General features: G+C 56.1%; 12 protein-coding genes. All 12 read right to left on the bottom strand.

Going from position 1 to position 17729, the window contains the following annotated elements:
• Positions 1–110: 110 nt before the first annotated feature.
• The 12 genes from U5J94_RS11530 to U5J94_RS11475 all read right to left on the bottom strand — a co-directional run bounded on the left by U5J94_RS11530 (position 111) and on the right by U5J94_RS11475 (position 17708).
• Positions 111–2612 (bottom strand): S8 family peptidase, encoded by a 2502-nt coding sequence (locus U5J94_RS11530; RefSeq protein WP_322565779.1) that lies wholly within the window; start codon positions 2610–2612, stop codon positions 111–113.
• 9 nt (positions 2613–2621) lie between these two features.
• On the bottom strand, positions 2622–3605 hold the full coding sequence (locus U5J94_RS11525) for an ATP-binding protein (protein WP_322565778.1): 984 nt from the start codon (positions 3603–3605) through the stop codon (positions 2622–2624).
• Between the two features lie 128 nt (positions 3606–3733).
• Positions 3734–4630 (bottom strand): hypothetical protein, encoded by an 897-nt coding sequence (locus U5J94_RS11520; protein ID WP_322565777.1) that lies wholly within the window; start codon positions 4628–4630, stop codon positions 3734–3736.
• The gene (locus U5J94_RS11515; protein WP_322565776.1) at positions 4627–6369 is read right to left on the bottom strand and encodes a restriction endonuclease subunit S; all 1743 of its coding nucleotides are present in this window, start codon (positions 6367–6369) and stop codon (positions 4627–4629) included. The genes U5J94_RS11520 and U5J94_RS11515 overlap by 4 nt, the downstream gene beginning before the upstream one ends.
• A 2-nt stretch (positions 6370–6371) precedes the next feature.
• Entirely contained in the window at positions 6372–7841 is a 1470-nt protein-coding gene (locus U5J94_RS11510) for a class I SAM-dependent DNA methyltransferase (RefSeq protein ID WP_322565775.1), read from the bottom strand.
• A gap of 17 nt (positions 7842–7858) precedes the next feature.
• Positions 7859–10240: an EcoAI/FtnUII family type I restriction enzme subunit R gene (hsdR, locus tag U5J94_RS11505; RefSeq protein ID WP_322565774.1), complete on the bottom strand. Its 2382-nt coding sequence runs from the start codon at positions 10238–10240 to the stop codon at positions 7859–7861.
• Positions 10241–10681: 441 nt separating this feature from the next.
• Complete coding sequence (locus U5J94_RS11500; RefSeq protein WP_322565773.1) at positions 10682–11047, bottom strand: hypothetical protein; 366 nt, start codon at positions 11045–11047, stop codon at positions 10682–10684.
• 10 nt (positions 11048–11057) lie between these two features.
• Positions 11058–11417: a hypothetical protein gene (locus U5J94_RS11495; RefSeq protein ID WP_322565772.1), complete on the bottom strand. Its 360-nt coding sequence runs from the start codon at positions 11415–11417 to the stop codon at positions 11058–11060.
• Between the two features lie 277 nt (positions 11418–11694).
• The gene (locus U5J94_RS11490) at positions 11695–12033 is read right to left on the bottom strand and encodes a P-II family nitrogen regulator (protein WP_322565771.1); all 339 of its coding nucleotides are present in this window, start codon (positions 12031–12033) and stop codon (positions 11695–11697) included.
• Positions 12034–12048: 15 nt separating this feature from the next.
• Positions 12049–15153, bottom strand: a complete 3105-nt coding sequence (locus tag U5J94_RS11485) for a CusA/CzcA family heavy metal efflux RND transporter (RefSeq protein ID WP_322565770.1) — start codon at positions 15151–15153, stop codon at positions 12049–12051.
• A 12-nt stretch (positions 15154–15165) separates the two neighbouring features.
• A complete protein-coding gene (locus U5J94_RS11480) occupies positions 15166–16410 on the bottom strand; it encodes an efflux RND transporter periplasmic adaptor subunit (RefSeq protein ID WP_322565769.1) in 1245 nt (414 codons plus the stop codon).
• Positions 16410–17708: a TolC family protein gene (locus U5J94_RS11475; RefSeq protein ID WP_322565768.1), complete on the bottom strand. Its 1299-nt coding sequence runs from the start codon at positions 17706–17708 to the stop codon at positions 16410–16412. The genes U5J94_RS11480 and U5J94_RS11475 overlap by 1 nt, the downstream gene beginning before the upstream one ends.
• Positions 17709–17729 lie beyond the last annotated feature (21 nt).

The raw sequence follows: 17729 nt of genomic DNA, 5'->3' as shown, positions 1-17729 counted from the left end.
TATCCGGTAGTTCAATAGCTTGCGGTGGTCCGACCCCGCTTATCTTTATTTCAACGAGTTGCGTTGGTGCGGACCCCACTAGTAGTAGATGGCGTGTTGTATTGGCAAAATTAAACTCCTTCGACAAGAATTTGCTCAGCCGTGACCAAAGCAGATATCGCACTATAGATATCAACATCGACATCCGGAACGGAAATGGTGACTACCAACGCGTAGCGAGCCTCTTTGTCATACCGGCCGAGCCCTGCTCTTGTCCGCCACCAGCCCATGGCAGGGTAGACGGCAATCTGTCCTCGCTCCGCAAGATCCACCGCCTTCCCCTTCCAGACATCTTTATGAATAGAACCTTTGTGCCTAAACTGCGAACCAAGCAACCAATCCGGATCGGCCGGTGCTTTTGTCGTGCCTTCCTCTTCATCCCGCGCCTGTCTGTTAATGCGTTTTCTGAAGTCATAGACTGACTCAAGCTGTCGCTTTACATCAAAGCGCAGCCCATGACTTTGGTAACTATATTTGCCGCTGACAATACGGCTTGATGGGTTCGGTTCAATGAAATATGAAAGCGTGACGGTCATTTCAACCGCAGTCTCGCCCAGGTCCTGCAGTGCGTCTTTCGGCCAGGGAAGATCATGCAGATGCATATCACGCGTTTTAATCTTGCCATCAAACTTACCGAAAGGCTGCAATTTGTCTTCGACGATTAATGCCAACGAATTATTGGCGCTCCACAGTGCACGCTCTAAATAAGGTACCCCATAACCAACAGAACGAACCCTGTGTTGTGCGCGTTGCCTATCGGTGGTCCCTTGGGAGAATTGCGCCACCATGGTGCCCGTCCATTCTGCGGAATGAACCATCAACGCTCTGACGGTTTCCGGCCATAGAGTTGGATACTGCGCATAGATATTAGCCGCAAAGCGGCTTGCCAATGCCGTCGCCGCACTGGTCGCGTGAAATGTGGAAAACAAGCGCTGCACAGGCTGATGATGCGTCGTCAATAAACTCAAGCTGGGAATTGACGCGCAGCTAATCGTATCCTTGCCGACGTTACCAGCTTCAAACACAACTTCCGGTTTGATCGGTGTCGAGTTGTGCCAGGTAACCGAGGTGGTGCTAAAAGGTGATAATCCACCCGCAGGCGCGAGTGGTGTATAGGCAACGCAGTCCGATTCGACAATGTTGTCCTTCTCCGTATACCCCCCCACAGTCAATGCATTCCACGCCTGTCCAGGATCATGAATATCCCGTAGCAGGTTGTAATCCGGATATCCGGCCATCGCCATCAGATCATCACCCGAATTACCTGCCGAGATCGTAAATAGCCTGGGCGTCTGATTCTCACCCAAGTAATCCACCGCCAGACTGTCCAGTGCGGCCGACCATGCAGAAGGCCTGCCACGGTCGCGGGTATCAGTGGCCGAAAGCGCCATAGAAAATACGCGGGTACGAAGCGGGTTTTGTATCTCCGGCGTCGCTACGCCATCAGCCGTCACAACCCCCAGGTGCTTGCCTTCATTATCATGGGGATAACGCAAGACCTTTACCGATTCCAGTCGGTGCTTGATCTCGACTGCCGCCATATCCTCAAGTGGTTGGGTCAGATCACCCCAGGCAGCAAGCCCTGCCATACCGGTGCCATGTCCGTGATCATCTGCACCCGTCCAATCGGCATCAATCGTCAACTGATCGGCCGAGTCGTTGAAGGGTTCCAGCAGGGGGTGCCCAATATTTGTACCGGTATCCAATAGGCAAACGTAGGGAGCAAGCTCGGCATCCAGCGGCTGAACCAAGCGACCGCGTAAATCCGCCGCCCATTCCTGCTGTTCCTCTGGCGATAACTCGTCGAAGAAGGCCGCCGTTTCCTTTGCCCTGCGCAGTTCGGAAATACTGTTCAGCAACAAACCGCTACGGGAGAACTGGTGCCTATTACCCTTGGCCAGCAGGACGGAGCGTTCGGGAAATTCCAGAACCTGTTCCGAAACAGTGATTTTCGCCGCTTTGGCCAAGCGTTGAAAATCATGCAGCACGGCATTCCGATCACGGCGCACGGGTAACCACACCTCCCACCAGAACGTCTCTTCAGGATTATCAGGTAGCTGATCCCGATCGTCTGTCCACAGCGCTTCCAGCGCCGCCGTGCGAAATGACTGTATCGCATCAATCAGCTTGCGATTGTCACGTGGACGCCCCGCGGCGTCTCTCTTCTCTTCCAGATAGGCCCGCAACTTTGCCTCAATGGACGATAGCTTGCCTTCGGGCACAAAGATGGTGGCGAATATTTTGTTGTCCCGGGGGATGACATTCAGCAACTCGATTTTCTGCCGGGCATCGGCAAGACTCTCCACGGCAAGTTCAATCCCTGGAAAACTCTCGAACTCAACCTGGATGCCTATAACAGATTCCAGCTCGTACTGATCCGCTTCTTGACGGAGGCCGGCCTGCTGTTGTTCAACCGTGCGCAACTGGCCAATGAGTTCGCTGCCATGCTGTTGACGATTGCGTGGCGGGATATCCGGTTTGGCGCCGCCACCTGTCGACGGCGAAGTGAAAGGTTCTGGCTTGCCGGTGGAGCCTAAATAGATATGGGGTTTTACATCCTTTTTTTCAGACACGGTACTTCCCTATTTGTGTCTTTCGTGGCTCATTCCGCGCCGGTCTTGAATGGCGCACTCAACCGTCGCCTCAGTTATCCGCTCATGTTCGTGAATAAGAAGCTCTTTGATCGCATCCTCTGCCACGAGTGTGACCTCGGCACTGCTCAAACCCTTCGACTTCTCAGACAGTTCCGTCCAGGGGAATCCTTTTGCCACATAAGGCGAGAGCCGGCGCTTGAGCAAGCTGATAATCTCGTCCTTACCAGGAAGATGGTACTGAATTACATCATCAAAACGCCGGAACAAGGCGTAATCCAGTATGTGCGGATGATTGGTCGCACAAACAATCACGCTATTGGAATCATCCTGCTCGATCATCTGCAGAAAGCTGTTAAGGATGCGACGCGCTTCGCCGACATCATTCGGTGTAGCCCGTTGCGTACCCAGTGCGTCAAACTCGTCAAAGAAATATACGCCTCGCACCTCGCGAATAGCATCGAAGACCTGTCGCAATTTCGCTGATGACTCGCCCATGAATTTAGTGATAACCGCATCTAGACGCACCTGAAACAGAGGGTAACCCAGCTCACCGGCCATTACCGAAGCGGTGAATGTCTTGCCAGTGCCAGGCGGGCCAACCAATAACAGCTTGCGGCGTGGCGCGAGCCCATGACTCTTGAGCTTACCCAGGTGGCGTTGCTCACGAATAACGCGCTTTAGCTTTGCCAGCACCACGTCGGTCGTAACCAGATCAGTGAGTCGCACCTGCGGCGTAGTCGCATAAAGCAGCCCAGAGGCATCTTTGAGACCTTTGGCGATAGACACAGGCACCGTGGATTTTTTGGCTTGTTGCTTCGCCTTCTCAACAATATCCCGCAACTCCAGCGCGAGCTTGCCATGCCCGATTCGGGCCTCATGGGCAGCCACCTGCATGGCGATGGACAAAAAGCGTTCATCGTCCCCCGCCATGTGGGAGAGCAGTAATGCTTTCAATTGTTCTGAGCTAGCCATTTTATATCAGTAATCAATGAGTTACGTATTTAGAGGCATTTCACATCATATTTCGCGCTAGTATGTAATATTTTTCGGGTAATGCACAGGAGAGAGATAACTAATCTACTCTGTCGGGTAGCTCGGATCTACCATCTTGCCCAACCCAGATCGCACAGGATTGTACCCACCGCCTGGACCGCAAATTCCGCGTCCTGCTCGGTGATGGGTCGGATTGGCCTCTGCTCTTGTTCGGCGTGTTTGCCACGCGCGTGGAGGCGGGCGATGACCCTGGCCGCATTGGCGACGATTTCGAACCCGCTCTCCGCCGCCGCATTTGCGAGCCGACCAATATCCTTGCCCGGCTTTGCGACCTCATTGATTTGCAGAAACTTCGACAAGATGGCCGTTGCGGCTTCGCGGGTGCGATCAATGATCGATTCCGGGCCTGCGCGGTAGAGTTCCTCTTCAAGCTTTTCGATCAGCTCAATCGCTGCGCGACCATCTGCATCCAGGATTTTTCTGGTGTTCAAATGTGGTAGAGCTCCAATACTCTTCCTGGCTCGGAGAACTACCAATTCCTCACCTGTTGCGCTTGTTTCTGTATTTACGAGCGTCCAGATGGTAAAGTTATCTTCTGCACCAAGAATAAAAACCGGTCTATGAATTTTCTCCTGTTTCAGATAGGGATTCAGTCGGAATGAGGAAAAAGCAAATATTTGTTTCGCTAATGTTCCACGCTTATGTATAGCAGCGTTTGTCTCATATGGAAGAGCCGGATGCGGATATACGTACCATTGCACTGGCTGTCCATTCCCTGCCTTATATAGCCGACCACGACGAACCCGACTGGACGAATTGTAGGTTTCCTCTCTGAAGATAATTGTATTGGGACCCAAATCTCTATGTTTTGCTGCTGTATATTCCTTGTCCTCTTCTGAGGCGATTACGACTTGTAGCATGACCGGAGATGGCCATATAGGATGACCATACTGGCTACTGGCCTCATAGATTAACTTTGTATCATCTTCAATGCCAATATTCATGCTATAGCCTGTTCAACAATGGCGTCGGCGAGGTGGATTTGGGTGGTCTGGGCATCGGTGAGGCGCGCTTTGAGGGCGTTGCACAGGGCTATGAGTTCGTCGATCTTGGCGACAATGCGGTGTTGTTCATTTACTGGTGGAATAGCCAACAAAAATGCTGCAATTTTTCTTAATACGAGATTCTTATTCCCGACGCCCTCTGTACCCTCTACTGATTGCGCTTTTACTATAGGTGAACTTACTAACCATGATAAATACTTCCCAACAAGTTTATCTTGCGGGAATTTTATTAATGCAACACTAACGAAAATGCTGAATTCTTCATTTGTATCTACGAGCACAGGGATACCAGTGGTGCCTACTTTCGTTAGAAGCAAATCACCTTTCTTTGGATAACAGCGCCTAATCAGATCTTCATGTTGCACCCGAGATATGAGGCGAGTATCGGTAAAGTCGAGCTTACCAGTGCTCATATCCTTTACTGACAAAAATGGGACGCCTTCATTTACATAAGTTGGTGTATGATGGGCGCCATCAGTTATTTGATAAGTAATGTCTCCAAATCTCTTCCACTCCCAAGATTTCGGGAGGGCAAACGGCTTTTCTTTTTTAGCTATTGCAGGTAGTGGTTTTTGTTTCTTAATTTTTCGATCTTTAATCAACCGCGCTTTTTCTTTGGCGATTTTTTCCAGCAACACACTCGCCGGTTCGTCGTTGGGGTCTTGTGGGACGAGTTTTCCCATGACGGCGAGTTGAAGGATGGTTTGTTTGAGTTGGTCTATGCTGTGTTCGGTGGTGAAGAGGATGCCGAAGTGGTCGGCGATGAGGGTCCAGGCTTCGGCGAATCCTTCTGCAGACTCGACGTTAGTCAGCGTGCCGAGCAGGGTTTCGACCAGGGTCTGGTGGGCTTCGAGACTGTGGGTTTGTTGTTGCTCCAGTTGGTCGCAGAGAGCCATGAGTTCGTCGACTTTGGCGACGATGCGGTGTTGTTCGGCTTCTGGCGGCAGTGGTACAACAATTGATGCAAGCGCCTTACCTGACATATTGGAAATACCAACACCTTTCCTATAATTCTCAATTTTTCCTGTTGCACTTAAATACTCAAAATATCGATATGCGTAATATGAATTCACACAACAATAAAACCTTGCTCGATGGATGTGATTCTGGAAACAAACTTCGTAGTCTTCATCCCATACAGCTGCTCTGCCCGCTTCGCCACCCTCGCAAATCAATAAGTCGCCTTGTCGAGCTGTGCATCTATCAAGCTCATCCTCGCGGATAAGCATCTGCCGAACATCGGAAAGATCGAATTCTCCCCAGTACAAATTAGATGTCGTTATGTAATCTCTCGGCGCTCCATTGTTTCGTCCACGATCGAGTGTTTTCCCTGCATTATGTTGTGCAATTTCAGCGAATCGTACCCATTTCCAATTTTCCGGTATCTCAAAAAATTCTTCTTTGACATAAATATCTAGTTGTGGTTTTTGTTTCCTTATTTTTCCTTCTTTAACCAACCGCGCTTTTTCTTTGGCAATCTTTTTCAGCAACACACTAGCCGGCTCATCCTTGGGGTCTTGCGGAACCAGCTTGCCACGCACGGCCAGCTCCAGGATCAGCTCGCGCAGTTTCTTGATGCCGTAGGCTTGCTCCTTGCCGTTGCTGCCGCGACCGGCGCCGGATTTGGTGAGGATGGCCGAGGTCCAGAGATCGAGGTTGTTGGTGATGACGTCGGACATGATCACGCCTCATCCCGATGTAATGCTTCCTGCAGGATTTCCTTGAGCTGGTTGCGCAGGTCGCTGATCTCGTTTTGCTGCTTTGCATATTGCTGCAACAGTTCGTTGGGGTCGTGGCTGACCTGTTCGCCGACGTGGGGGTTTTTGATGTCGAGGTTGTAGTTATTGGCAACGATGTCTTTGATATCGACACACCAGGCTTGCTCAGACTCTTCCCGTTTTTTCCGCGTTTTTCCGCCCCACCATTTTTTGACAACTTCAAATTCTTCAACACGCATGGGTCTTGTTTTGTTGTAGGCTTTGTAGCCTTCAGGGAGCCGGTGTTCGTAGTACCAGATGTCTTTGGTGGGCTTGCCTTTTTCAAAAAACAGCAGGTTCGTCTTGATGCTGGTGTAGGGCGCGAATACCGAGTTAGGCAAGCGCACGATCGTGTGCAGGTTGCATTCTTCCAGCAGTTTCTCTTTGACGCGAGTTTTTATGCCTTCGCCAAATAGAAAGCCATCAGGTAAGACGATGGCGGCGCGGCCATGGTCTTTAAGTAGGCGCATGATAAGCACCAGGAACAGATCGGCAGTTTCCCGGGTGCGGAAACTGGAGGGGAAGTTTTGTTCGATACCGTCTTCTTCCATGCCACCAAAGGGCGGGTTGGTTATGATCACATCGACACGATCCTGGGGGCCGTAGTCCTTGAGTGGCCTGCCCAGGGCATTATCGTGGCGGATTTGCTCTGGGACTTCGATACCGTGGAGAAGCATGTTGGTGGTGCAGAGCATGTGCGGCAGTTGCTTCTTTTCGATGCCGTGAAATGAGCTTTGCAGGGTATCGCGATCTTCGACGTTTCTGACGTATTTGCTCCGCTTGTGCTCGATAGCACAGGTCAAAAAGCCACCGGTGCCACAGGCGGGGTCGAGGACGTGTTCATTGAGTTTGGGATCGACCATGTCGACCATAAACTGCGTGACGGCACGGGGTGTGTAGAATTCGCCGGCGTTGCCCGCACTTTGCAGATCTTTGAGCAGTTTCTCGTAGATGTCGTTGAAGGTATGGCGGTCCGAGGAGCGATTGAAGTCGATCTCGTTGAGCTTGTTGACCACCTGCCGTACCAGGGTGCCGTTTTTCATGTAGTTGAATGCATCCTCGAAGACGCGCTGCACCACCAGACCGCGCGGGCTTTTCCCGCCCTTTTTGGTTGAGAGCTCTTTCAGGGTCGGAAACAGGTCCTCGTTGATGAACTTCTGGAGTTTTTCACCGGTGATGCCCTCCGGATCGGCAGCCCAGTTTCGCCAACGAAGTTTCTCGGGGATGGGTGATTTGTAGCCATCTTGGGTGACTTCCAGCTCTTGTTCCTGATCATCGAAGATTTTGAGAAACAGCATCCACCCGAGTTGCCCGATGCGCTGCGCGTCGCCGTCGACACCGGCGTCTTTACGCATGATGTCCTGGATGGATTTGATTACGGTTGTAACTGACATAGGTTCCTGCTTAGTGTTTATGCGGCGTTGTATATCTGTTGTTCAAGTTCCTGGATGGCAGTCAGGTACTTGTCCTTGCCGCCGAATAGTTTAACGATTTCTACGGGTGTGCCATACTGGCTGATGGGTGGCACATTGAGGACACTCAGGTCCTCGATATTCTCGATGCCAGAATCTGCATATTTTTCCAGCAAGGCATCGAGCACGACCCTCGCCTGCTCCCCGTATTTGGTGAAATAGTCCCGCTTACGCACGTTTTGCGCGCGCTCATGGCGTGTTAGCGGCCTCTGGTCATAGGCCACATGGCAGATGAGGTCGAAGGCGTCATAGTCTTTACCGATCTCATCTTCCAGCGCCTCGAAGAATACGCCGTGTTTTTCCAGCTCTTCGATAATGATTTTTTTCTGGCCAATGTCTGTCCAGGTCTTGAGAAACTGGTCCAGGGAAGCGTACTCCTTGTTCACCGCTTTTTTGGTGTAATCCTTTAATGATTCGGTAATCAGTCTACCGTTAGCGTCCATGTACTGAACGCGTTCCGATATAACCTGAACCGGCACATTGTCCACTACATATGTAATCCGGCCTTCGGTGGATTGTGTTGGCTCGAAATCCCGGTCCTCCGGTAGAACATATTCTGTCGGTAAATCACCTTCATGATCGACTTCATCCGGGGGAACAACCGTGTCGTCAGCGCGCGGGATGTATATTTGCACAGGTTCACCATCAAAATCCGGGTCGGCAAAGTTGTCCGTTGCCTTCTTGAAGTCCATGATCGTGAAATAATATTTTCCATAGGCTTCATTGATACGTGTGCCACGGCCAACAATTTGCTTGAACTCGGTCATTGAATTGATGGTTTGATCGAGCACGATCAGCTTACAGGTTTGCGCGTCGACACCTGTGCTCATCAGTTTTGAGGTTGTCGCGATAACCGGATAAGTGATTTCCGGATCGATAAAGTTATCCAGTTCGGCTTTACCTTCCTGCTCATCACCCGTGATTCGCATAATGTATTTGCGGTTCTCGGCCACCATATCGGCATTTTCGTTGACCAGGGCACGGCGCATCCGCTCGGCATGGTCGATATTTTCGCAAAATACAATGGTTTTGCTGAAACGGTCGGTTGCCTTGAGATATTCGGTAATCTTTTGCGCGATAATCTGGGTGCGGGATTCGATAACCAGAAACTTGTCCATGTCTTTCTGGTTGTAAATACGGTCTTCAATCTCATTGCCGTACTTGTCTTTCATTCCTTTGGGTGGACGCCAGCCGAAAACATCTTTGTCCAGATCGAGGCGCACCACCTTGTAAGGTGCAAGAAAACCATCTTCGATACCCTGTTTGAGGGTATAGGTGTATACCGGCTCACCAAAGTAATGGATATTGGACACATCCTCTGTTTCTTTTGGTGTCGCCGTCATACCGATATGGGTTGCCGATGAGAAATAATCCAGGATTTCATGCCAGGCTGAGGCCTCGCGGGCACTACCCCGATGGCACTCGTCCACGACGACCAGATCGAAAAAATCGGGTGAGAACTGCTTGTAGATATTTTTCTCTTCTTCGTTGCCGCTGACGGCCTGGTAGAGCGACAGATAAATCTCGTAGGACTTCTCTGCCTGGCGATTCTGTATCTTGGTGAGAGCATTGCCAAAGGGCTTGAAGTCATTGGTTCTAGTCTGGTCGATGAGGATATTGCGGTCGGCCAGATAGAGAATGCGTTTCTTCGCGCCGGATTTCCATAAACGCCAGATAATCTGAAAGGCGGTATAGGTTTTGCCCGTGCCCGTGGCCATAACGAGCAGAATGCGTTGCTGACCCTTGGCAATGGCTTCTATAGTGCGGTTGATGGCGTTGAGTTGGTAATAGCGCGGCGATTTTCCGCTGTTGTCGTAAAAATAGTCCTGTTCCACTATGGGCTTGCGCGATTCCTCAATGCCCTTCCATGCACAATAGCGCTGCCAGAGCTCCTCGGGCGATGGGAAATCGTCCATCGGAATCTCGCGCTCGACTGCCCTGTCCGTTATGGTGCGGTCATGAAATAAGAAGCCGTCGCCATTGGAACTGAAAACAAAGGGTAACGACTCCTGCGCATCAGCACGCCCCAGCATGTCGCTGTAGTGCAATGCCTGCTGCATCCCATCCCCTATTGAGTGGTGATTATCCTTGGCCTCGATGACCGCAATCGGGATATTTGGCTTATAGAACAGGATGTAATCTGCAAATTTACGCTCACCCCGTTTGTGCTTCTGGCCCCGAACAAGAATCTTTCCGTCTGTAAGAGCGACCTCCTCACGAATTTGCGTATCAGCATCCCACCCCGCCTTGAACAAGGCGGGTGTAATGCATTTGCTGCAAATATCTCGTTCCGAGAGCTCTTTTTTATTTAATTTATCCACGAAATCCCCAAATTTCGCCACACAGCTTCTCTAAGACTAACTGAGGCGCATTATTAATAGTATCAGGGATATCCCCTAGCCGAAATCCGCCATTGCCCTTTGGGCAGGCACTAGGGACGAGTTACGAGGGACGAGGAGAAATATAGTTAGCAGCTGGCAGTTGGCAGATGGCAGCCGGCAGAGAGGCGCCGGATCAAGTGAAATTCGCGCCCGTGGGGCGCTCCCACAGGCCCCGGCCCTTCGGGCAATGACGAGGGACGAGTTACGAGTAGAGAGATAGTTGGCAGATGGCAGTCGGCAGATAAAGCCAGGGTATTTGTGGGAGGCGCTTCCAGCGGCGACCTGCTTGCTGCTTGCCACTTGTCCTGTCGCGCCCGGCCCTGCGGGCAGGGATGAGGGTTGGGCCGGGAACGGAAAACCGATTAACTTGTTGATTTGTGATTAATTTATTCCCGACATTTGTCTGAATTCGGTGCATAATTGCTTGAATTTTAAGCAAAAGATGCGATCATAGAGAGTAGACGGGTCAATCCTGCTGCGTGCTTGTCTGTGTGTCTGCGGTGCTTCCTTCCAGCGGTTGGCTGTGAGCCCCGGGAATCCAGGCGCTTCGGGGGCCGTCTCCTGACTTTGAAGGCGCTGCGCATGACAAAGAAATCCCTGTTCAAGTCCAATCCTCATCTGCGGGATCCCCGGAAATACCGGGATGCCCTGATCACCAGTGTTTCCAGCTCCACTGCTATCGAAACCGGGGAAAGTGTTGCGGTAATACGCCGACAAATCACTGATGTTACCGATGGTGATTTTCAACCTGCCCCGTCTAAGCCCGAATCGAATTCTCGATAATTTCCGCGAACAGGTCCTCCATTGGCCGATAGTTGCGATCCATGCCGGCTTGAACCGCGGCGAAATAATCCGCTTTTTTCATTTTACTTAACAAGCTGAAGTCCAATACCGGCAGTCCGGCCTGCAGCGCCATGATACTTGCGAGCAGGCGTGCGCAACGACCGTTGCCCTCCCGAAAGGGATGAACCAGGACCAGTTCCACCGAATCAGAGACATCGTAGCGGTCTTTGTTTGTCATCAGGCGTCGCTTCGTAGTTTTACCACAATATGCCGGATCAAGAATGCTGGCGCCGAACTCATCGGCAAGAGCATCAGAGTTATCTTTTACCGGCAAGCTGTCAATAACTCGGGGGTAACCGGTAGGCCGAACCAGGCAGAGCGGATCCGGCGCATAGAAAGAATCGCGCCCGCGGGGCGCTCCCACAGGCCCGAGGAAGGTGGATCCGCCTGCGGCTTGATCCACCCTGCTTTTGTGACCCGGTAGGCCGGATCAAGCGCAGCGGATCCGGCTTATTCGAAATCGCGCCCGCGGGGTGCTCCCACAGGCCCGGGGAAGGTGGATCCGCCTGTGGCTTGATCCACCCTGCTTTCGTGTGATCCGGCAGGCCGGATCACACGAAGCGGACGAGGATCCCTTCGCCCCGCTGCCCGTCCGCGATGCGCACGGCTTCGTCCAGGCTCTGGACGTAGACCTTGCCGTCGCCGGGGTGGCCCTCGCCGGTGCGCGCATGACGCGTAATACAGTCGATGACGGCTTCCACCTCATACGCCGGTACGTCGATCTCCAGTTTGCTCATGGAGACGCGCACGGTGGTATCCCCGTTGTCATGGACATGACCGAAACCGTTGACCGGCACCACGGCCACGCCGGGAATGTCCGGCATGGCCGCCAGGGCATCGATCACGGCATCGACCATGTTGTTGCGGATATAGGCTTTGATCTCTTTCATAATGGATTCCTCTTGTCAGATTTTGGCTTCACGGCGCGGCACGGCGAACCAGCGATAGACACTCGGCAGCACCAGCAGGGTCAGCAGGGTCGAGGTGACCAGGCCACCTATCACAACGGCGGCCAGCGGTCGCTGCACGTTGGCACCGATACCACTGGCCAGCAGCAGCGGGATCAACCCGAGGATGGCCACCGAGGCGGTCATCAATACCGGACGCAGGCGACGTTCAGCACCGACTCGTACGGCCTCCAGCGTCTCCATACCCTGTTCTCGCAACTGGTTAATGTACGAGACCATCACCACGCCGTTGAGCACGGCCACCCCGAACACGGCGATGAAGCCCACGGCACCCGGCACTGACAGATACAGTCCGGATATCCACAGGGCAATGATGCCACCGGTGATGGCAAACGGCACATTCAAAAAGATCAGCACCGCGTAGCGCAGGCTGCCGAAAGCCGAGAACAGCATCAAAAAGATCAGCGCCAGGGTGATGGGCACCACGATGTACAGGGTTTGCATGGCGCGGCGCTGGTTCTCGAACTGGCCGCCGTATTCGACGTAATAACCGGCCGGCAGATCGATTTCACTGTTGACCCGCTTCTCGATATCAGACACCACGCTGCCCATGTCGCGCCCGCGCACATTGAGCTGCACGAACACCCGGCGGCTGGCCTTGGCCCGCGAGATCTTCTTGGGCCCGACGAACACCTCCACGTCCGCCACGCGCGACAGCGGGATCAGCGCACCCTCGGCGGTGCGCAGGGGCAGGTTGCGGATCTGATCGATCCGCTCCCGGCTCTGCGCGGCCAGGCGCACGAAGATGTCGAAACGGCGAATGCCTTCGAACACCTGCCCCGCCGTGGCGCCGCCGATGCCGGTCTCCACCGCGTTCAGCACCTCATCCAGGGCGATGCCGTAACGGGCCAGTTCCCCGCGATCGGGGCGCACCACCACCTGCGGCTTGCCGCCCTGTTGCTGCATGCGCACGTCGACCGCGCCGTCCACCCCTCTGGCGATGTGCTGGATCTTCTCCCCGTATTCGGCCAGCTCATCCAGGTCCTCGCCATACAGGCTGATCACCACCTGGGCCATGATCCCCGACAGCAGTTCGTCGGTGCGCAGGGCGATGGGCTGGGAGAAGTTGTTGGCCAGTCCCGGCAGTTCGGCCTGCAGCCGCTCGGCCATCACACTTTGCAGTTGTTCATAACTGCGCCCGCTGTCCCACTTGTCGAGTGGCTTGAGGGCGACCAGCGAGGCCACCACGTTCACCGGCTCGGGATCGCCGCCGACCTCGGCGCGGCCGACGCGGGCGTAGGTGCCCTTGACCTCCGGGAACTCGTCGAAGATCGCCTGGATATGGCTGGAGTATTCGATGGATTTATCCAGGTTGGTGCCGGGGGGCAGCGTCGAGCGCACCAGGAAGGTGCCCTCGCGCAGGGTCGGCACAAATTCCGTACCCAGAAACGGAAACAGGGTCAAACTCGCGGCAAACACGGCCACCGCCGTCCCGAACACCGCCTTCGGACGTTGCACCACGGTCCGGATGACCGGGCGGTAGACCTGTTTGAGCCAGCCCACCAGCCGGGGCTCACCGTGGGCGCTGCCTTTGGAGAACACCAGGCTGGCCAGCACCGGCACCAGGGTCAGCGCCATGAGCAACGCACCTGCCAGGGCAAAGGAGATGGTATAGGCCATGGGCGAGAACATCTTGCCCTCCACCCCCTGCAGGGTGAACAGCGGCAGGAACACGATGATGATGATGCCGATAGCGAACACGACCGGCCGGGCCACCTCGCGGGCGGCCTCGCCCACCAGTCGGACCATGCTGATCTTCTCGTTCTGTCTTTCCTCCATGTGACGGAAGATGTTCTCCACCACCACCACGGCGCCGTCGACCATCATGCCGATGCCGATGGCCAGGCCGCCCAGACTCATCAGGTTGGCGGACATACCCACGTAGTCCATGGCGATGAAGGCTGCCAGCACCGCCAGCGGCAGACTGGCGATCACGATCAGCGTCGAGCGTACATTGCCCAGGAACAGGTACAGCAGCACCAGCACCAGTACGGCGCCTTCCAGCAGCGCCTTCTCCACCGTGCCGACGGCCTTGGAGACCAGATCGCCCTGGGAGTAGTAGTCATTGAGCACCATCCCATCGGGCAGGGCCTGGTTGATGGCCTCCGCCTTCTTTTCGATGGCGCCGAGCAGTTCCTGGGTGTTGGTATAGATCAGCTTGAGCACGAAGCCGCCTACCGCTTCTTCCCCGTTGGCGACCAGAGCACCACGGCGGATGGCGGGACCGTAGCTCACCTCGGCCACGTCGCCCAGATAGACCGGGGTGCCGCCCTTCTCGCGGATCAGGATGTTGCGCAGATCCTCCAGGCCCTTGTCGCCGGGCTGCACCCAGCCGTAGCCACGGATGATGTACTCCTCGCCACCGCGATTGATGAACGAGGCGCCCACATTACGGTTGTTGGCGACAATGGCGCGGCGTACATCGGCGATGCCCAGGTCCCGCGCCACCAGCGCATCCTGATCCAGTTTCACCTGGTACTGTTTCTCATCGCCGCCGATGGAGAGCACGCCGGTCACCCCGGGGACGGTGCGCAGCATGGGTTTGGCGATCCAGTCCTGGGCGGTGCGCAGTGCCATTGGTGAGTGGTTGGCGCCCTCCGCATTCTCGATGGTGTACATGAACACCCGACCCAGACCGCTGGTGATGGGCCCCAGTTCCGGCTCGCCCAGCCCCTTGGGGATCGCCTCGCGGGCCTTGGCCAGGCGCTCCATCACCAGCCGGCGGGCGAAGTAGATGTCGGTGCCGTCCTCGAAATAGATGTTCACCCTTGAGAGCCCGAAGATGGAGGTGCTCTGCACCCGTTTCAGGCCGGGCAGGCCGTACATGGAGATCTCCACCGGATAGGAGATCAGCGTCTCCACGTCCACCGGCGAGAGGCCGGGGCTGGCGGTGAAGACCTGGACCATGGACGGCGTGACATCGGGAAACGAATCGATGGGCACCCGCTGCAGGGAATAGACACCGGCACCGGCCAGGCCGAGCACCAGCACCAGGGTCAGCAGGCGGTTGGCGAGCGCCGCGCGTATCAGTTTGTCGATCATACGGCTCTCCCCTTAGTGGTTGTGGGCGGCGCTGCGGCCACCGGCGGTCATGACGGATTTCAGATCGAAGGCACCGGCAACCACCAGTGCCTCTCCGGGATGCAGGCCGGCGATCACCTCCACCTGGCCGCCGGACTCTTCGCCCAGTACCACCGGGACGGCGCGATACGCCCCCGGCTCGTCGCCGGGCACGAATACCATGGGCTTGTCCTCGATGCGCTGCACCGCGTCCACGGGCACCAGGGCGGTCTCCCCACCCTCGGCCACATGGATGGAGGCGGTGCCGAACATGCCGGCGCGCAGCAGATGGTCGCGGTTGTCGACCGTGGCGCGAAGATCGAGCGTGCGCGAGTCGCGATCCAGCGCCCGCGAGATCCAGTCGACCCGCCCCTCGAAGGTCTCATCGGGCAGGGCGCGCAGGCGCAGATGCACCTGCTGGCCGTCTGCCAGGGCCGGGATATGGCGTTCATAGGCCTGGATCATGACCCACATGCGGCTGTCATCGACCACATGAATCGGAGTCGCTTCCGGGCCAACGGTCTGTCCCGGTGCCACATCACGCTGCTGGACGACTCCGTCGATGGGACTGGTCAGGACATAACGCGACAGGGGTGTCTTGCCGCCGGCCTCGATAGCCTTGACGGCTTCACGCGAGAGACCATACAGGCGCAGTTCCTCGGCCGCGGCCTCCAGTTCGGCCCGGGCCTGGCGATAGCGCGCCCGGGCTTCCAGCAATGCCGCCTCGCTGGCGATCTCCTGGGCGGCCAGTTCCCGCTCGCGGTTATAGTTGGCCTGTTCCGTGTTGAATCGCGCGCGGGCGGTCAGATACTGGGCCTTGGCCTTGCCCAGGGCCACGCTGTCCATGATCAGCACCGGCTCGCCGGCCCGTACCGGCGCGCCCAGATCCTTGACCACTTCGACGACCTTGGCGCGCAGCCGCGGGCCGATCCGGGCGATGCGATCGGCGTCGAAGTCCAGTGTGGCCGGCAGGCGGACAACCGCCTCGGCGCTGCCGCGCTCGGCTTTCTCCACCTTGAGGTTCAGCCGTTTGTGCTGGGCCTCGCTCAGATGGACCGCGTTTTCCTTGTGCTTTTCCTCGCCGTCCGCTTCCTTGTGAGCGCCTTCTTCGACATGCCGTTCATGCTCGCCCGCCGGTTCGGCGGCGTGGTCTTCTTCGGCGGCCAGCGGCGCGCCGATGGGCAGGGCCAGGCCGCCCAGCATTAACAGTATATAAAGGTGTGTCTGTCGGATAGTCATTATGATTTCTCCCGGGAATCGGTTTTAGGTACGCCCTGCCCCATGTGAATCAGGCCACCCGTGGCCCGCTCCAGCGCCGTGGCGGCGCTGATCAATTCGTCAAGGGCATCCAGATAGGTGCGGCGCACGTTGAGCAGGTTGTCCTGGGCAGTGGTGATCGCCGGCGCGCCGACCTTGCCCTCGCTGAACGCGACGCGGGTCAGACGCAGGTTCTGTTCGGCGGCCGCGAGCATATCGTCGTTCAGTAGATCCACACGACGGCGGGCCGCGCGATAGTCGGCGATCCCCTGTAATGTTTCGCGACGCACCTGCAACATCAGCGCATCACGCTCCACCTGGGCCAGTTGCAATCGTTCACCGGCGGCCGCCTGCTCCCCGCTGTAATAATGAAACAGGGGAATCGGCACGGAGACGCCCAGACCGGTGATCTCCGCGGACTCTTCCTCTTTATAGAACCCCATGATGGTGAGATTGGGGATGATCTCCCGGTTGGCCAGGCGCAACTCCTTGCGGGCCGCCAGCACCGCCTGGGCCGAGCCGGCCAGATCGCGCCGCCGATCCAATGCGCGGCGTACCAGCGTATTGGTATTGGGCAGATTCAGGGCCACCGGTTGCAGTTCACCTTGCGGCTCCAGGGGGCGCGAGGGATCGATGTTGAGTATTTCGGCCAGGGTGAGCCGGGCGCGAGTCAGGTCCCGTTCGGCCCTGACCCGCTCGGCGCGGGCCCGGCCCAGCCCGATTACCGCCACGTTGACCTCCATCCGGGTCGCCTCCCCGGCCTGTTTGCGGCGCCGGGCATAACGCTGAAGACGCTCGGCCAGCTCCACCACCCGTTCGGCGGTGCGCACCGCCTCGCGGGCCAGCAGAACCCGCATGAAGGCGCGGCGCGTGCGCGCGGCGACGCTGGTGCGCAGAAAATCCAGTTCGTTGCGGGCCGCTTTGGTACGCAGGTTCGCGGCCTCCTCGCGCAGGTCACCCTTGTTGCCCATCCAGATTTCCTGCTTGAGGGTAATGCCCAGATCCGTGGTACTGCTGCCATCGGGTGCTTCGCGGTCCGCCCTTTCCAGTTCCAGCTCCGGGTTGGAGGGAAACAAACGCCCGGCATGTTCGGCCTCGCCGGCGCGGATACCCACGCGCCGTTGTGCCGCCTGAATGGCATAGTTGTATTCCATGGCGCGGCTTAACGCGGCATCCAGGCTGAGTCGGGCCGGTGTCGGATCAGGCGACGCCACAGACTGGCTAATTGCCGCCAGCAAGCACAGGCCGACCACGGTTAAATATCGAAGGGATGAATACACGATGTCATCTCCTGTTGTGTT

Origin of the sequence: Thiohalophilus sp. (genome assembly GCF_034522235.1) — a bacterium.
Lineage (GTDB): Bacteria > Pseudomonadota > Gammaproteobacteria > UBA6429 > Thiohalophilaceae > Thiohalophilus.
The sequence above is the reverse complement of the archived record's forward strand: the minus strand, read 5'-3'. Positions and strand labels throughout refer to the sequence as shown.